We start from the raw sequence: 16,295 nt of genomic DNA, 5'->3' as shown, positions 1-16,295 counted from the left end.
TATAAATTTCTACCGAAATGCAAACTGTGCGGCCGAACTACCCGGAACGGGTTCCGCTGCCACTCATTGTGGCCTACCCCCGCCCGCGCAGCGCCGCCTCGATCTTCCGATCGGTCTTGTACTGGCTCAGCGCATACACCGACCAGATCGCGGCCGGCAGCCAGCCGATGATCGTGAGTTGCAGAAGCAGGCAGATGATCCCGGCGATCGGGCGGCCGATCGTGAAGAACTGGAACCACGGGAGCAGCAGGGCAAGCAAAAGGCGCATAAACGATCCTGTCGGTACGTCGTTGAACGGGTGATACCCAGCCAATATGGCGGGTTGCGCGCGCCGTTTCAAGCCCGGGCACGACGCGCGCCGGACGAAGCGCCGTACCGATGCCTCCCCGCTACGCCGAATCGGCCAGCCATTGCGCGACGCGCGCGACGAGCCGGTCCGCTTCGTCGAAGCACTCGACGCCCGCGACCTGCGGCGCGTCGCAAATCGTGAATACCGGCTTGCCCCACTGCAGCCCGAGCGCAATTTCGGACAGCGTGCCGAGCCCGCCGCCGACCGCGATCAGGCACACCGACGCACGTGCGACCAGCGCATTGCGCGTAATGCCGAGCCCGGTCGGCAGCGCGACGCTCAGGTACGGATTCGCCAGCGCGGCATCGTCTTCGGGTAACAGCCCGATCGCGCAGCCGCCGGCCGCGTGCGCACCGCGCGCGGCGGCCTCCATCACGCCTTGCTTGCCGCCGCCGACGAGCGCGACGCCTGTGGCCGCCACCGCATACGCGATCCGTTCCGCGACCCGCATCTGTTCATCCGTCGCGTCGCGCGGGCCGATCACGCCGACCGGCATCCGGTGCCGGTGCATGCCGCGTTGCCGTTGCGCGAGTCGCGCAAGCGCGTCGCGCGCCGGTTCGGACCACTCGCATTCAATGACGCCGTTGCCGAACAAGGCCTTCCCCCAGTGCAAGAACGCAGGTACAGATGGCCGTCAGCACGATCGACAGCACGGCCGCCTGCGAGAAATCGGTTTGCCCGTCCGACAGCTTCAAATACATCAGCAGCGGCAGGATGTTGATCTGCGTGCCGGCCAGCGCGAGCGCCGTGCCGTACGTGCCGAGCGCGATCGCAGTCACGAGGCACCACGCGGACGCGACCGACGGCCACAGCTCGCGCCACGCGACGTCGAGCCATGCGCGCCACGGCCGCGCGCCGAGCGTCAGCGCCGCCTCGAGCGGCCGCCGGTCGAGATTCGCGAGCGTGGGATAGATCATCAGCGCGACGCGCGGGATCAGGTAGTACGCATAGGCGACCGCGAGCCCCGGCATCGTGTAGATCGCGCCGCCGACCACGGTCGGATCGGCGCCCAGCGCGGCCAGCAGCGTGGTCACGAAGCCCGCGCGGCCGAACGCGAGGATGAAGCCGTACGCGATCACCAGCCCGGAAAACGCCAGCGGCACGCCGAGCAGCGCGAGCGACCAGTGGCGACGGGCCGGCGACTGTCCGGCGAGCGCGAACGCGACCGGCACGCCGACGGCGACCGACAGCGTGCCGGCGCCGACCGCCAGCGCCAGCGAGCGCGCGATCGCATCGGCGACGAGCGGATCGCGCCACACCGCCGCGAACGCGCGGCCGCCGCCCGCGCATGCCGCATCGACGAGCGCGGCCAACGGCAGCACGAAGCACACCGCGAGCAATGCGGTCGCGGGCAGCGCGCCGAAACGGCGCAGCACGCCGCGCTCGGGTAAGGAAGCCTGCATCCCGCGCCCCTTACTGGCCGAGCGTGGCCTGCGACCAGAGCTGGTCGACCTCGGCCTTGCGCGCCGCCGCCTTCGCGACATCGAGCGGGCGCACCTGCGGCGCGTTCGGCAGCTTCGCCGCGACCTCCGCTGCAACCGGCGTGCCCGGCACCGCCGGGCGCACATAGCCTTGCGCGAACAGCGCCTGCCCAACGTCGCTCATCACGAGGTTGAGCCAGAGCTGCGCGGCGGACGGATTCGGGCCGTTCTTCACGAGGCTCATCGCATACGGCGCCGACACGCTGCCGTCCTGCGGAATCACGACGTCGGCCGCGTCGCCCATGCCGTCCGCGTACTTCGCCTTGAGGCCGTCGTTCTCGTAGCCGATCAGGATCGGAATCTCGCCCTTCACGAACTTCGCGTACGGCGTCGTGCCCTCGACGCGCAGCACGTTGCCGGCCTGCTTCAGCTTGCCGAAGAAGTCGGCGCCCGGCTTCGGGTTCTCGACGCTGCCGCCGTTCGCATACGCGGCCGCGAACACCGCGACCTGGCCCTGCCCGGTCGAGCGCGGGTCGAGATAGACCACCGCGTTGCGGTACTCGGGCTTTAGCAGGTCGGACCAGCGCTGCGGTACGTTCTTGACGAGCTTCCGGTTGACGAGGAACGCGATGTTCAGCGAATGCACGGCGAACCAGCGGGCGTCGGTCGCGCGGAACACGCCCGGCAGCTTGTCGAAGTTGACCGGCCGGAACGGCGCGACGACGTCCTTGCCCGCGGCATCGAGCGCCGACGCCGCGAAGTAGTACGCGGTATCGGCCTGCGGACGGCGGCGCGACTTGTCGAGCGCGACGACGGTCGCGGCCGAGCCGATGTCGTTGTACGTGATCTCGACCTTCGGGTAGCGCTTGCGGAATTCGGCGAACAGCGCCTTCCAGTTCGCCCATTCGGGGCCCGTGTCGAACGACACGACGAGCCCTTCGTCGGCCGCCTTCGCGTACAGTGCGTCCTCGCCCGGATACAGCGGCGCGGCCTGCGCGGCCGCGCTGGAAAGCGCCGCGAGCGCGCACAGCGCCAGCACGCGGGCGCGCATGGCCTTCACAAAAAAAGAGCCTGCAAGCATCGTGAATCTCCGTTGAACGAAAGAGGTCATTGCGCGGCCGGCGATGCCGGCAGCACGAGCAGATGGCGAGGGTCGATCGCGATGCTGCGCGCGGCGGGCTCGCGCCCTTCGCACAGCAGCACGTCGGCCGAGCCGTCCGGAATGAAGTCGTAGCGCTGCGTCGCGCCGAAATAGCGCACGTCCCCGCGACGGCCGTCGATGCGGTTCGCGCTGTGCTCCGGCGGATCGGCCTGCACGTGTTCGGGCCGCACCAGCACCTCGATCTCCGCGCCCGGCCGGTGCTCGCCCGTTTCCGCGCGCAGCGTCGCGAAACCCACGTCGACGGTGCCGTGCGCGAGCACGCGGCCGCGCAGCAGCGTCGAATGCCCGACGAAGCGCGCGACCTGCGCGGTCGCCGGGCGCTCGTACAGGTCGCGCGGCGTACCGGCCTGCAGCACGCGGCCGCCGTCGACGATCGCGACGCGGTCGGCCATGCTCAACGCTTCGTCTTGGTCGTGCGTGACGAACAGCGTCGTCGCGCCGCAGGCGCGCTGCAGTGCGCGGATCTCGTCGCGCAACTGATGACGGATGCCGGCATCGAGCGCCGCCAGCGGCTCGTCGAGCAGCAGCAGCTTCGGTTCGATCACGAGCGCCCGCGCGAGCGCGACGCGTTGCTGCTGTCCGCCGGACAGCATCGCGATGCCGCGCGTCGCATGCGCGGACAACCCGACCCGCTCGAGCATGTCCAGCGCGCGCCGGCGCCGCACGTCGGCCGCGACGCCGCGCATCCGCAGCCCGTACGCGACGTTGTCGACGACCGACAGGTTCGGGAACAGCGCGTAGTGCTGGAACACCATCCCCACTTCGCGCCGCCACACGGGCACGCCGGCCACGTCGTCGCCGCCGATCGCGATGCGGCCGCGCCAGCCGTCGAGCAGGCCGGCCGCGAGCCGCAGCAGCGTGGATTTGCCCGACCCGCTGCGCCCCATCACCGCGAGCAGTTCGCCCTGCGCGGCGGACAGCGTGATGTCGTCGACGCCATGACGGGCGCCCGGATACTGAAAGCTGACGTGTTCGAATTCGAGGCTCATGGATGACTCACTTCAGACGTTGCACGGTGCCGACGGAGACAAGCGTCGCGAGCACGGCGAGCACGAGCAGCACGACGGTGGCCGCGCACGCCATCCCCGTCGCACCGTAGAACGCCTGCAGCAGCACGATCGGATAGTTCCGGTAGCGGAAGCCGGCGATCAGGTTCGAAATCTGGAATTCGCCGATCGACAGCGCGGCCACCATCACGAGGCCGGAGAACAGGCTGTGCCGCAGGTTCGGCAGCACGATCGTGACGAACTGGCGCAGCGGCGTCGCGCCGAGCGTCGCCGCGCAGGCTTCGAGCCGCGCGAGACCGAGGTGCCGCAGGTCGCCGAGCAGCGTCTGCAGCAGATACGGCAGCGTCAGCACCGCGTGGGCGGCGATCATCAGCGGCAACGTGCCGAGCCACGGCAACGTGTCGCCGCTGAAGATCGCGATGTAGCCGAAGCCGAGCGTCAGCGCCGGCACGGCGACCGGCATCAGCATCACGACGCGCGTCGCGAACCCGCCGCCGGCCTGCGCACGATGATGGAGCGCATACGCGAGCGGCAGGCCGATCACCGCGTTGAGCGCGCAGCACGCGAGCGCCACCATGAAGCTCACGCCGAACGCGCGCGTGAAGCTCCGGTTCGCGGCCAGATCGGCGAACCAGTGCCCGGTGACGCCGGCCGGCAGCAACGTGTTCGTCCACGATTCGCCCACCGCGCCGATCAGCAGCAGTGCGATCGGCAACAGCAGGTAGAGGCCGAACACCGCGAGCAGCGCCTGCAGCAGCAGGCGCCCGACGGGCGGCCGGGCCGGTTTGTTACGACGAATCGGAATACCGTCGGCCATGGCCGGGGCGGTTGACTCAGACATGAAGACACTCGCTGACGATCGGGAAAAACCTCGCGCAACGCCCGCCGGACGGGCCCGCATGCGTTGTCGAAGCCGGCGCAGTGTGCGGTTTCGACATGGCATCGTCATGAAAAAAACGTAAAAAGCCCGCATCGACCTGTGCAAGGACGGAACAGCTCGCGATGAAGCATCTGTATCCGAACGTGGCGGAGCTGCATGCCTTCGCCACGTCCGCGAAGTATCTGAACTTCTCCTATGCGGCCCGGGAACTGGGCCTGACGCCGAGCGCGGTCAGCCGGCAGATCGCGAACCTCGAGGCGCTGTTCGGCGTGAAGCTGTTCGTGCGCGAGGGGCGCGGGCTCGTGCTCACTCGTGCCGGTCAGGTCTATCACGCGCGCGTCGTCGGGCCGCTGCGCGAAATCGGCAACGCGTCGATCGAATTGCTGAGCGCCCGCGAGAACAGCGACCTGCTGACGATCGCCAGCGTGCCGACGTTCACGACCAAGTGGCTGTTGCCGCGCCTCACGCGCTTTCTCGCCGCCGCGCCGGGCGTCACGCTGAGTTTTCGCCGTCATCTCGCGCCCGGCGACGTGTTTCCGTTCGGGCTCGACGCGGCGATCCGCTACGGCGACGGTGGCTGGGAAGGGGTACGAAGCGACTATCTCGGCGGGCGGACCTTCGTGCCCGTCTGCTCGCGCGAATTCGCCGACCGGCATGCGCTACGCGTGCCCGCCGACGCAGCGGCGGCGCCGCGCCTCGTGCACGAGCAGGCGGAGATCGCGTGGTCCACATGGGCGGAACGTCATCGCGCGACGCAGATGAACGCGCTGGCGGGGCCGCGCTTCGAGCAGTATTCGGTGTTGATCCAGGCCGCACAGGCCGGACTCGGGATCGCGCTCGTGCCGCGCTTCCTGATTCTCGACAATCTCGCGGCGGGCACGCTGGTCGAGCCGTTCGACGCGCCGGTCGACGTGGCCGCGCAGGGACACTACCTGTGCTACGCGCCGGAGCGCCTCGACACGAGCGATGCGTTGCGGCGCTTCAGGGAATGGATGCTGGACGAGGCCGGGCGCGCGTAAGGCGACGCGCATCGCCGCACGGCTGCGCGCGCCCCTAGCCCGACGGACACCGCCCCCGGGCGGCATCCGGCCTACAACGTCAACGCCCGATACCCAGCCCCGGCAGCTCGACACCACAGCTACTTTCCTCCCCGTCCTGAAGGACGAGGTTTCTCGGAGCAACTGATAAACCTGGAAATCATCACCCCACCTCACCGATTGATGTTGAACTACGTGACTTGCCGTCAGGCGCGCAAAATATCGCCGGATCGTGCGGCGGTCGGATGAAGCGGGGCTTTCTGTTCTCTGTCAAACGTAACCAATCGCAAATGACACGAAGCGATCGCCATGCGCGACCGTCGCGTGCGCCGGCCCGTGCGGCCGGATTTTTTTTCGGGTTGGCCCGCGACTATTGGCGTGGCATAAAGGGTTTTCCCTGACCCGGAGCACGAGTATGTCGACCCTGGAAGCCCTCCGGTTCGTGCTGGACGATGCACGTACCCCCGAAATCATTCGCCATCACGTCGTCGACGCGCTGCAGTACGCGTTGCGCAACCACGGACCGGTGTTCACCACGAAGGAAGTCGAATGGCTGACGCAGTGGGACGACGCGCGTCTGCCGCTGGCCGCGAGGAAGGAGCTGGACAAGCGCGAGCCGGCCGTCGCCAGCCGCTGAAAAAAAAGCCGCCGCGCCCGGCGGGTGCGGGCGCGGCGGCGGATCACGGATGGTGGTAACGCTTACTGCAGCCCGAAGTCAACGCGGGTCGTCGCGCCCTTGTCCGAGATGCCCTTCGCGTCGAGCTTCGGCGCGACGACGAACATGCGGCTCGAGTCGATCTTGCCGTCGAGATACTGGCGCACGGCCTGCGCGCGCTGCTGCGCGAGCGCCCGCAGCGCGTTGTCGTCGGCCGGTGCGTGATCGGCGAGCGCCTGCTTCATGTCCGCATCGGGCAGCGTCTTCTGCAGGCCGACGAGGTTGCGCGGCTTCTTGAAGTCGGCGGACTTGTACGCGCGCGTCAGGTACTTCGAGTATTCGGCCTTGTCGACCTTCACCGACATCGGATCGACGCTCTCGCCCTGACCGATCACGTCCTTCAGCTTCTGCTGGCGCACCAGCCGCTCGACGTACGCGTCGCGCAGCCCCGGCGTGTCCTGCGCCGGATCGACGCGGCCGATCAGGTCGAGGCGGATCGACGGCTTCTCGGTCAGCATTTTCACGACGGTGTCGAGCTTCTTCTGCTGCGCGTCGGTCAACTGGTACGAGCCCGGCGCGAACTCGACGTAGCCGAGGTCCTCGCCGCCGCTGCCGCCGAACGCATTCGCGAGCAGCGTGAACGGCGACGTGACCGCCTTCGCGATCAGGTTCAGCACCGCGTGCCAGATCAGCCCGCCGACGCTGAATTCCGGATTCGACAGCGAACCCGACACCGGCAGGTTCACGTCGATCTGGCCGCGCGTGTTCTTCAGCAGCGAGATCGCGAGCTTCACCGGCAGCTTCGTCGCCGTGTCGTTCTCGACGTGATCGCCGAACGTGAGCTGGTCGATGAAGATGTGGTTGTTCGCCGACAACTGGTCGTTCGCGAGCTGGTAGTGCAGGTCGACGTTGAGCTTGCCCTTCGTGATCGGATAGCCCGCGTACTTCGCCGAATACGGCGTCAGGTTGGTCAGCTCGATGTCGTGCGCGGTGGCCGTGAGGTCGAGCGCCGGCTTCTCGATCAGCGGGTTCACCGTGCCCTTGATCGAGATCGGCCCGTTGCCCGCGAGGTTCGCGGCGACGTCGACCGGCGCGGACGTCGTCGAATCCGTGCCGAACGCGCCGACCGTGCCCTTGATCGCGACGAGGTTCGCCGTGTAGTTCGGCTTGATGAAGTTGTCCGTGTACGTGACGCGGCCGTTCTGCAGCAGCAGTTCTCCGAAGTGCATCCGCACCGGGTTCTGCGGCTGCGGCGCGGCCTTCACGACCACCGTCGCCGACGCGGCGGCCGGCACAGACGCCTGCTGCGCGGCCGCGGCCGAGGCGGCCTGCGCGGCGGCCGGCGGCGTCACGCCCGGCGACAGCGGCACCGGCTCGCCCTTGCTCGCGTCGCGCGTGAGCGACTGCGCGGGGCCCGTCTCCTTCGCGACCACGTCCTTCAGGTTCAGCCGGCCCTGCGCGTCGAGCAGCACGCGACCGTAGAAGTTCGAGAACGTCACGCGCGCGGCGTCGACGTCGGTGCCCTTCTCGTCGTAGTTGGCCTTCAGGTTCGACAGCGCGAGCGAGCGCCAGCCGGCGAACGGGTCGGACGTCGCCTTGTCGAGCATCCGCACGTCGACCAGCGCGACGTCGCCGCGGTAGGTCGCGCGCGGTGTGTCCTTCACCTGCGCGAACGTCAGGTTGCCCTGCGCATTGAGCAGCGCGCTCGCGATCGTCGCGTTCAGCGCGCTGCCGAAGTACGGCTCGAACGCCGCCGCGTCGAGGCGGTTGCCGTTGATCTTCAGGCCGAGCTTCAGCGGCTGCGCGGTCACGTCGCCCGTCACGTTCAGCGAACCCTTGCGGTTCAGCGTCGCCTTCAGCTGCACGGGCAGCGGCTTCGTCAGGTCGTCGCTCACCTTCTGCACCGACAGCTCCAGCGGCTGGATCGCCAGCTTCACCGGGCGCGGCGTCGACAGGTCGGTGAAGTTCGCGGACGCGTCCTTCACGTTCAGCGCGTCGATCCGGTAGTGCCACGACGGCGCGGCGGCCTGCGCCTTGCGCGCGACCGTGCGCGGCGGTACCGCCGCCTGCGCGGGTTCGCCCAGCGCCGCGAGGTCGATCTTGCCGTCCTTCAGGCGCTTCACGTCGAGCGCGAGGCCAGTCGCGTCGACGCTCGCGATTTCCGCGGTGCGCGCGGCGACGTCGACCTTCGCGATCTTCGCGTTCGCGTCGGGGAGCACGATCGCGGGCGCCTTGTTGTCCGGCGCGGCGACCTTCAGGGATTTCAGGCTGACCGTGCTGTCCGCGACTTCCGCGGCGAGCGGCGTCTTGCCCCAGTCGGTCTTCGCGTTGACGGTCGCGCCGAGCGTGCCGTCGAGCACGCGGGCGCGCGTCGCCTCGCCGAGGTACGGTTGCAGCGCCGGCAGCGCGAGCGCGGCGACCGTCAGCTTCGTGTCGGCCTGCTTCGCCGCGAGATTGAACGTCCCTTCGGCGTTCACGTCGCCGCCGCGCGACAGCGACGTCGACAGCGTGTATTTCGCCGGCGTCTTGCCCTGCAGCGTGAAGCCGTCGAGCGTCGCGGCGAGCTTCGTCAGCGACAGCGCGGTCGGCGTCGCCGGCACGCGGTCGTCGACGTTGATCGTGCCGCCGTCGATCGCGACGTGACGGATCGTCAGGTCGAGCGGCGGCGTTTCCTTCGCGGCGGCGCCTTCGGCCTTCGCACCGCTGGCGCCGCTGGCCGCGGCGACGGTCGCGCCGGACGCCGCGGACGCACCGGAAACGGCGACGGCCGACGCGGCCGGCTTGCCGGCTTCGGCCTTCGGCGCGGCGACCGGCTGCGCGACGAGCTTCTCGACGTTCAGCACGCCCTGCTTGTCGCGCGACAGGTCGACCACCGGCTGGTCGAGCCGGATCTCGTCGAAGTGCATCGCGTTGCGCAGCGGTTCCAGCCCGGCCGCCGCGACGTGCACGCCGCGCGCGGCGAACAGCGGCGCCGACGCGCGGTCGGTCACCTTCGCATCGTTCAGGTCGACGGTGCCCGACACGCGCAGCGCGGGCGTCTCGCCGCTCATCACGAAATTGACCGTGAGGTTGCTGCTCAGCAGGCCGCTCGTCACGGCCACCGGCAGCTTCGCCGGCACGTACGAGATCAGCTTCGGCACGTCGAGGCGATCGAACTTCAGCGCGATCTCCGATTCGCGCGATTGTGCGAACGGCTTGGTCTTGCCGTCGATCGAGATCGGGCTGCCGTCGAAGCGCGCGCGCAGTTTCGGTTCGACGAAGATGTCGGTCTTCGAGGCCAGCGTCGCGATGTACGGAATGCCGAGCGTCCAGTTGTCGACCACGTGCTTTTCGTTCAGCAGGCGATCGTCGAAATCGATCCGGCCGTCGTTGACCTGGATGTTCGACACCGAGAATTGCGTCGGCTTGCTATCGGGTGTCGGCGACGGCGACGAGAACTTCTCGATCAGGTCGGTGAAGTTGAAGCGCTGCGCGTCGTAGCGGACGACGTGAAAACGCGGCGAGTCGAGCCGGATCTCGTTGACGATCGGCGCGCCGCGAAACAGCGACGACCACGACGGCCTCACGACGAGCTTGCCGATGTCGATGAAGTCGCCCTGGCCGCCGCGCTCGCCGAGATGGATGCCGTCGGCTTCAAGGTTGAGCGTGTACGGGTTCAGCGCGATGCGCTGGATCGTGGCCGGCCGGTCGAGCTGCTTGCTCAACTGCTGTTCGGCGACGTGGCGGATCAGCGGCGGCGCCGCGAAGAAGCCGAGCAGTCCAAACAAAACGACGAAGATCAGCAGGCCGATGCCGATACGCCGGGTCCGGTGCGAGCGTGCAACGCCACCGAGGGCATGGAGGGTCGAGGGTAGGGTTTCTTTGTCTGCGCTTGCCATGCTTGAATATCTCGGGAATGGATGCCGGGCCGCACCGGACAAACCGGGCGGCCGCGCACGCTATCCCGAAAGTATAGGCTCAAGAGGTGACGGCACAGCGGTCGGCCGCCGCCGCCGCGCCCTCCGGTCGGACAACCGCGGCACTCAACCGTTCATTTCCGGACGACGACGGGCGGCATCCACGACCCGTCGCTCGCCTGCGGCTTCGGCGCGTACAGCCGCAACGCGAGCGCGAAATCGGTACGCGGCGCCGGCAGCCAATTGGCCGCATGCGTGCCGCCCGGCGACGCCGATACGACGATGTCGATCGAGCCGTCGCGGTTGCGGCGCAGCCGGTCGCGATCGCCGAGCGAACGCCGCGCCGATCCGACGTCGGGCAGCGCACCGTTGGTCGTGTACGGCGTGAGCGTCCAGAATGCGCGTACTGGCGGCAGCGCGCCCGGCGCGAAATGCAGCACGTAGCGGTTCGCGCCGTTCAGCGCATGACCGTCGCTGTCGACGCGGGTGACCGCGAGCGTCTCGTCGTCGCGCGTCGCGGTGCCGAACTGCGTGTAGGCCGCGTACGCGCGCAGCGCGTAGTCCTGGCCGTACTTGCCGGCCGTATCGCCGATCCAGGTCCAGCCGTTCGCGCTCAGCAGGTTCGACGGCGGCGTCGCGAGCCGCGCGCGCGCCTCGGCCACGCCGGCCGTCGCGGCCGTGAGACGGTCGCCCGTCCACAGCACCGGATAGCCGGCCGTCACGCCGATGTCGCCGAGCGATTCTTGCGCGTGCGCATCGTCGGCCGGCGGCGGATTGTCCTGCAGCGCCCGCGCGAAGCGCGTGAAGAACGCCTTCGGATCAAGCGCGGCCACCTGCTCGGCCGGCGTGCCGCCGCCCACCGCTTCGGACGGCGCGCTGCCCGCATGGACCGCGACCGACGCGCCGCGCTCGGCACCGGTATAGACCGACAGCGGCACCACGCGGATCGCGCGCTGCAGTTTCTTCACGTTCGTCAGGTCGCGCCCGCCGCTCGTCTGCAGCCGCACTTCGAGCCACGCATTGGCGGACGGCACGTCGACGCGCACCACGCCCTTCGGCAGCGTGCCCTGCCATGCCTTCGCGGCGAAGGCAATCGTTTGCGATCGCCCGGCGCCACGCGCACCGCGTGCCGCGACGCTCGACGACGACCACAGCACGTTCGTCCACATGTCGAGTGCGCGTGCGTCCCAATAGCGGCCGCGCGTGTCGGGCAGCGTGACGATCACGGGTTCGGCGGCGACGTCGAGCCAGCCGGTCGAGTCGAGCGTGTCGACGCCCGGCAGCGGCGGATTGACCGCGCCGACAGGCGGCAGCGCCTGCGCGTGGCGCAGCGTGTTGAGCGGCGCCTGCCCCGGTTGCGCGCCGTCGCCGCCCGTCGCCGCTTCCTTCGCGACGTCCATCAGCACGAGCGGATACGCATAGATATAGGAGTCGGCGACTTCCGCGCGCATCCAGCCGGTCTTGCGCTGGATCGCGTCCGGTTGCGACGCGCATCCTGCAAGCAACGCCGCAATGGCCAGCGACGCGCACGCGCGTCGCAGAGAAACTGATTCTCGCTGGTTTTCAATCATCGATTACTGGCCGAATATCGTTCTTTTCAGTCAACGCCTTGTTCGTCTCGCGAACGGCGAAGCAAGGCACCCCAGCGTGCCCGGATGACCGTTCGTGACGCTTCGTAACGGTGGGCGCTGATGTCAGGCCGGTATCATAGCGCCTAAGGGCATCCCCCAATATGCCGAATAACGGGTAAAACGCTAGCCGAACCGTCACAAAATCTGAAATAGTTCACGGGATTCAGCAAGTATCCGAAACAGTTGGCAGACGAAGATCGTCGGCGAGGATTGACAAATGGTGTCACTATTGACACCATAAGCCGTGGCAAGCGAATGGAAGATCCTCGACCCAATGAGGTGCGAGCCCGCGAATGTGCGCTTCAACGATCTGTTCAAGATCTGCGAGGCCCACTTCGGAGCGGCCCGCCAATCCGGTTCCAACCATGCGATTTTCAAGACACCGTGGCAAGGCGATCCTCGAATGAATATCCAGAATGATCGCGGGAAGGCAAAGGCCTATCAGGTGCGGCAGGTTCTCGACGCGATCGATCAACTGAAGGAACGGAAATCATGAACCAAGACCACTTTACGTACCGCGTAACGTGGTCCCCGGAGGACGGGGAGCACGTCGGCCTCTGCGCGGAGTTCCCGTCTCTTTCGTGGCTCGATGCAACACCCGAGGGCGCGCTGGTCGGCATTCGCCGGCTCGTCGCCGACGTCGTGCGCGAAATGACGGCGAACGGCGAGAAGGTGCCCGAACCGATCGCCGACCGAACCTACAGCGGTGAATTCAAGGTCCGCATCCCGCCGCAGGCGCACCGTGCGCTAGTCATCCAGGCCGCCGAGCAGGGCGTCAGCCTCAATCGCCTCGCCAGCGCCAAGCTCTGCGCCTGAGCGCGCACCCACCCGCCCCGACCACGATCGCCCGGCTGTCCGTCCGGAAGCCGGGCGATCGCTTTTTCCGCGTTGTGACACCCTGTGTGCATCGGCATGCGTCGCATCGTCGCCGACGCTTGACCTTACCATCATGGGAATGTTGATACTGGAACCATTCGCGGTACGAACCGCGCTTTTGGGGAATCCGACATGACTGAACCACTTGCCTCCGCGGCGCTGCAAACGATCGAACTGAGCGTCGACGGCATGCATTGCGGCGGCTGCACGGGCCGCGTGCAACGCGCGCTGGCCGCCGTGCCGGGCGTCGTCGATGCGGCGGTCGATCTCGATGCGCATGCGGCGACGGTCACGGCGCAGGAAACCGTCGCGGCGGGCCAGCTCGTCGACGCCGTCCGTGAGGCCGGCTACCGCGCGGCGGTGCGCGAGACGCCGGTCGCAGCCGGCGCGGCCACGCATTCGGCGCACGCGTCGCGCGACGAAACGCCGTCCGCGGCTTCCGCGCGTCCTCCCGTTGCTGCGACGATCGAACTCGATATCGACGGGATGACCTGCGCGTCCTGCGTGTCGCGCGTCGAAAAAGCGCTGGCGAAGGTGCCGGGCGTCACGCGCGCGTCAGTCAATCTCGCGACCGAACGCGCGACGGTCGATGCGTCGGCCGGCGTTTCGGCCGCGCAATTGGCGGATGCCGTGAAGCAGGCCGGTTATGGTGCGACGCCGACGGCGTCGGAGATCGTCGTCCCGGCCGCCGCCACTGCATTGCCCACCGCGCCCGCGCCCGCGCCCGCGCCCGCGCCCGCGCCCGCGCCTGCGACTGCGACTGCGCCCGCAAGCATCGAACTCGACATCGACGGGATGACCTGCGCGTCTTGCGTGTCGCGCGTCGAGAAGGCGCTCGCGAAGGTGCCGGGCGTCGCGCGCGCATCGGTCAACCTGGCGACCGAACGCGCGACCGTCGACGCGTCGAACGCCGTATCCGCCGCACAGCTCGTCGACGCGGTGAAACAAGCCGGCTACGGCGCGACACCGGCCGCCGTCGCGGCTCCGGCCGCCACTTCCGCTGCCACGCCCGCTTCCACCGACGTCGAACTCGACATCGGCGGCATGACCTGTGCGTCCTGCGCCGGCCGCGTCGAAAAAGCGCTGGCCGCCGTGCCGGGCGTCGCACGCGCGACGGTCAACCTCGCGACCGAGCGCGCATCGGTGCACGGCGCCGGCCCACTCGACGCCGCCACGCTGGTCGCGGCGGTCACCACGGCTGGCTACCATGCATCGCTTCCGGCCGCGTCGCCTGCCGGCGCACCGGCCGGCGCCGACTTGCAACCGGCCAGCCCCGCGCAGGACGCCGACGCCCGCAAGCGCCGCGAAGCGATCCGCGAACGCAACCTCGTGATCGGGGCCGCCGTGCTGAGCGCGCCGCTCGTCGCGCCGATGCTCGCCGCACCGTTCGGCATCGACCTGATGCTGCCCGGCTGGCTCCAGCTCGTGCTCGCGTCGATCGTGCAGTTCGGCTTCGGCGCGCGCTTCTACCGCGCGGCCTGGCATGCGGTGAAGGCCCGCACCGGCAACATGGACCTGCTCGTCGCGCTCGGCACGTCGGCCGCGTACGGGCTGAGCCTGTGGATGTTGCTGCGCGATCCCGCGCATCCCGGTCATCTGTATTTCGAGGCGTCGGCCGTCATCGTCACGCTCGTGCGCTTCGGCAAGTGGCTCGAATCGCGCGCGAAGCGCCAGACCACCGAGGCGATCCGCGCGCTGAACGCGCTGCGGCCGGACCGCGCGCGCGTCGTCGAGGATGGCGTCGAACGCGACGTGCCGCTGTCGCAGGTGCGCGTCGGCACGCACGTCGGCATCCGGCCCGGCGAGCGCGTGCCCGTCGACGGCCGAATCGTGTCGGGCCGCTCGCACATCGACGAATCGCTGATCACCGGCGAGAGCCTGCCCGTGCCGAAGGACGACGGCGACGCGGTCACGGCCGGCTCGATCAACGGCGAAGGCGCGCTCGTCGTCGAAACCACCGCGATCGGCGCGGAGACGACGCTCGCGCGCATCATCCGCCTCGTCGAATCCGCGCAGGCCGAGAAGGCGCCGATCCAGCGGCTCGTCGATCGCGTCAGCGAGGTGTTCGTGCCGGCGATCCTCGGCATCGCCGTGCTGACGCTGGTCGGCTGGTTGATCGCCGGCGCCGGGATGGAAACCGCGATTCTCAACGCGGTCGCGGTGCTCGTGATCGCGTGCCCGTGCGCGCTCGGTCTCGCGACGCCCGCCGCGATCATGGCCGGCACCGGCGTCGCGGCCCGGCACGGCGTGCTGATCAAGGACGCGCAGGCGCTCGAGCTCGCGCAGCGCACGACCGTGATCGCATTCGACAAGACCGGCACGCTGACCGAAGGCAAACCGTCCGTGACGGCGTTCGACGCCGTCGGCGTGCCGCGCGCCGAAGCGCTCGCGCTCGCGGCAGCCGTACAGCGGCAGAGCGACCATCCGCTCGCGCGTGCGGTGGTCGCCGCGCATGACGCGGACGTGGCCGCACAGGGCGGCGCGGCGGAGCCGGTCGTCGCGACCGATGCGCGCGCGGTGGCCGGGCGCGGCGTGGAAGCGCAGGTCGGCGGGCAGCGGCTCGCGCTCGGCAGCACGCGCTGGCGCGATGAGCTCGGCATCGCGGTGCCGCCGGCGCTCGACGCCCGCGCGGCGGAACTCGAGCGCGCCGGCAACACGATCTCGTGGCTGATGCGTGCCGATGCGCCGCGCGCGGTGCTCGCGCTGATCGCCTTCGGCGACACCGTGAAGCCGGGCGCCCGCGACGCGATCGCGGCGTTGTCGGCGCGCGGCGTCGCGAGCGCACTCGTGACGGGCGACAACCGCGGCAGCGCGGCGGCCGTCGCGGCGGCGCTCGGCATCGGCGAAGTGCATGCGCAGGTGCTGCCCGACGACAAGGCGCGCGTCGTCGCCGAGCTGAAGCGCACGCACGGCGGAATCGTCGCGATGGTCGGCGACGGGATCAACGATGCGCCCGCGCTCGCCGCGGCGGACGTCGGCATCGCGATGGCGACCGGCACCGACGTCGCGATGCACACGGCCGGCATCACGCTGATGCGCGGCGACCCGGCGCTCGTCGCGGACGCGATCGACATCTCCAAACGCACGTACCGCAAGATCCAGCAGAACCTGTTCTGGGCGTTCGTCTACAACCTGGTCGGCGTGCCGCTCGCGGCGCTCGGCTTGCTGAACCCGGTGATCGCGGGCGCGGCGATGGCGTTTTCCAGCGTCAGCGTCGTGACCAACGCGTTGCTGCTGCGGAGATGGAAAGGCCGCGCGCGCTGATGCGGTGGGCGGTGGGCGGTGAATGGCGGATGGCCGGATGGGCCGTTCGGCGGTCGGCGGTCGGCCGACACAGGAAGGATAGGGACGCATGCCGGCGTTGGCCGGCGACGCGGCGTG

13 protein-coding genes are annotated in these 16,295 nt (G+C 69.2%); 5 read left to right on the top strand and 8 right to left on the bottom strand.

Features of this window, described 5'->3' with window-relative positions:
* Window positions 1-73 precede the first annotated feature (73 nt).
* The 6 genes from HWX55_RS03120 to HWX55_RS03095 all read right to left on the bottom strand — a co-directional run bounded on the left by HWX55_RS03120 (window position 74) and on the right by HWX55_RS03095 (window position 4,780).
* Window positions 74-268 carry a YqaE/Pmp3 family membrane protein gene (locus HWX55_RS03120; protein WP_034206306.1) on the bottom strand — a complete coding sequence of 65 codons (195 nt, stop codon included), beginning with the start codon at window positions 266-268 and terminating at the stop codon, window positions 74-76.
* Between the two features lie 121 nt (window positions 269-389).
* Window positions 390-860, bottom strand: coding sequence for a TIGR00725 family protein (locus HWX55_RS03115; RefSeq protein WP_244140476.1), 471 nt, complete (start codon window positions 858-860; stop codon window positions 390-392).
* Window positions 861-921: 61 nt separating this feature from the next.
* Window positions 922-1,752, bottom strand: coding sequence for an ABC transporter permease subunit (locus HWX55_RS03110; protein ID WP_175973862.1), 831 nt, complete (start codon window positions 1,750-1,752; stop codon window positions 922-924).
* 10 nt (window positions 1,753-1,762) lie between these two features.
* Window positions 1,763-2,851, bottom strand: coding sequence for an extracellular solute-binding protein (locus HWX55_RS03105; RefSeq protein WP_175973860.1), 1,089 nt, complete (start codon window positions 2,849-2,851; stop codon window positions 1,763-1,765).
* Between the two features lie 26 nt (window positions 2,852-2,877).
* The gene (locus tag HWX55_RS03100) at window positions 2,878-3,921 is read right to left on the bottom strand and encodes an ABC transporter ATP-binding protein (RefSeq protein ID WP_175973858.1); all 1,044 of its coding nucleotides are present in this window, start codon (window positions 3,919-3,921) and stop codon (window positions 2,878-2,880) included.
* Between the two features lie 7 nt (window positions 3,922-3,928).
* Window positions 3,929-4,780, bottom strand: coding sequence for an ABC transporter permease subunit (locus tag HWX55_RS03095; RefSeq protein ID WP_175973856.1), 852 nt, complete (start codon window positions 4,778-4,780; stop codon window positions 3,929-3,931).
* Window positions 4,781-4,941: 161 nt separating this feature from the next.
* On the opposite strand from HWX55_RS03095, the gene HWX55_RS03090 reads away from it, so the two are divergent.
* Together HWX55_RS03090 and HWX55_RS03085 are read left to right on the top strand one after the other, a co-directional pair.
* Window positions 4,942-5,838: a LysR substrate-binding domain-containing protein gene (locus HWX55_RS03090; RefSeq protein ID WP_175973854.1), complete on the top strand. Its 897-nt coding sequence runs from the start codon at window positions 4,942-4,944 to the stop codon at window positions 5,836-5,838.
* Between the two features lie 433 nt (window positions 5,839-6,271).
* On the top strand, window positions 6,272-6,493 hold the full coding sequence (locus HWX55_RS03085; protein ID WP_050012198.1) for a hypothetical protein: 222 nt from the start codon (window positions 6,272-6,274) through the stop codon (window positions 6,491-6,493).
* A 62-nt stretch (window positions 6,494-6,555) separates the two neighbouring features.
* On the opposite strand, the gene HWX55_RS03080 is transcribed toward HWX55_RS03085, so the two are convergent.
* Together HWX55_RS03080 and HWX55_RS03075 are read right to left on the bottom strand one after the other, a co-directional pair.
* Entirely contained in the window at window positions 6,556-10,389 is a 3,834-nt protein-coding gene (locus HWX55_RS03080) for a DUF748 domain-containing protein (protein ID WP_175973852.1), read from the bottom strand.
* Between the two features lie 152 nt (window positions 10,390-10,541).
* Window positions 10,542-11,978, bottom strand: a complete 1,437-nt coding sequence (locus tag HWX55_RS03075; RefSeq protein WP_175973851.1) for a DUF1254 domain-containing protein — start codon at window positions 11,976-11,978, stop codon at window positions 10,542-10,544.
* 304 nt (window positions 11,979-12,282) lie between these two features.
* On the opposite strand from HWX55_RS03075, the gene HWX55_RS03070 reads away from it, so the two are divergent.
* The 3 genes from HWX55_RS03070 (at window position 12,283) to HWX55_RS03060 (ending at window position 16,178) form a co-directional block, all read left to right on the top strand.
* A complete protein-coding gene (locus tag HWX55_RS03070) occupies window positions 12,283-12,534 on the top strand; it encodes a toxin HicA (RefSeq protein WP_175973848.1) in 252 nt (83 codons plus the stop codon).
* Window positions 12,531-12,854, top strand: a complete 324-nt coding sequence (locus HWX55_RS03065; RefSeq protein WP_175973847.1) for a toxin-antitoxin system HicB family antitoxin — start codon at window positions 12,531-12,533, stop codon at window positions 12,852-12,854. Before HWX55_RS03070 ends, HWX55_RS03065 begins: the two co-directional genes overlap by 4 nt.
* A gap of 192 nt (window positions 12,855-13,046) precedes the next feature.
* Window positions 13,047-16,178 carry a heavy metal translocating P-type ATPase gene (locus tag HWX55_RS03060; RefSeq protein WP_175973845.1) on the top strand — a complete coding sequence of 1,044 codons (3,132 nt, stop codon included), beginning with the start codon at window positions 13,047-13,049 and terminating at the stop codon, window positions 16,176-16,178.
* The last annotated feature ends 117 nt before the right edge of the window (window positions 16,179-16,295 follow it).

Origin of the sequence: Burkholderia sp. BCC1047 (genome assembly GCF_902833155.1) — a bacterium.
In the GTDB taxonomy this organism is placed as follows: domain Bacteria; phylum Pseudomonadota; class Gammaproteobacteria; order Burkholderiales; family Burkholderiaceae; genus Burkholderia; species Burkholderia sola.
The sequence above is the reverse complement of the archived record's forward strand: the minus strand, read 5'-3'. Positions and strand labels throughout refer to the sequence as shown.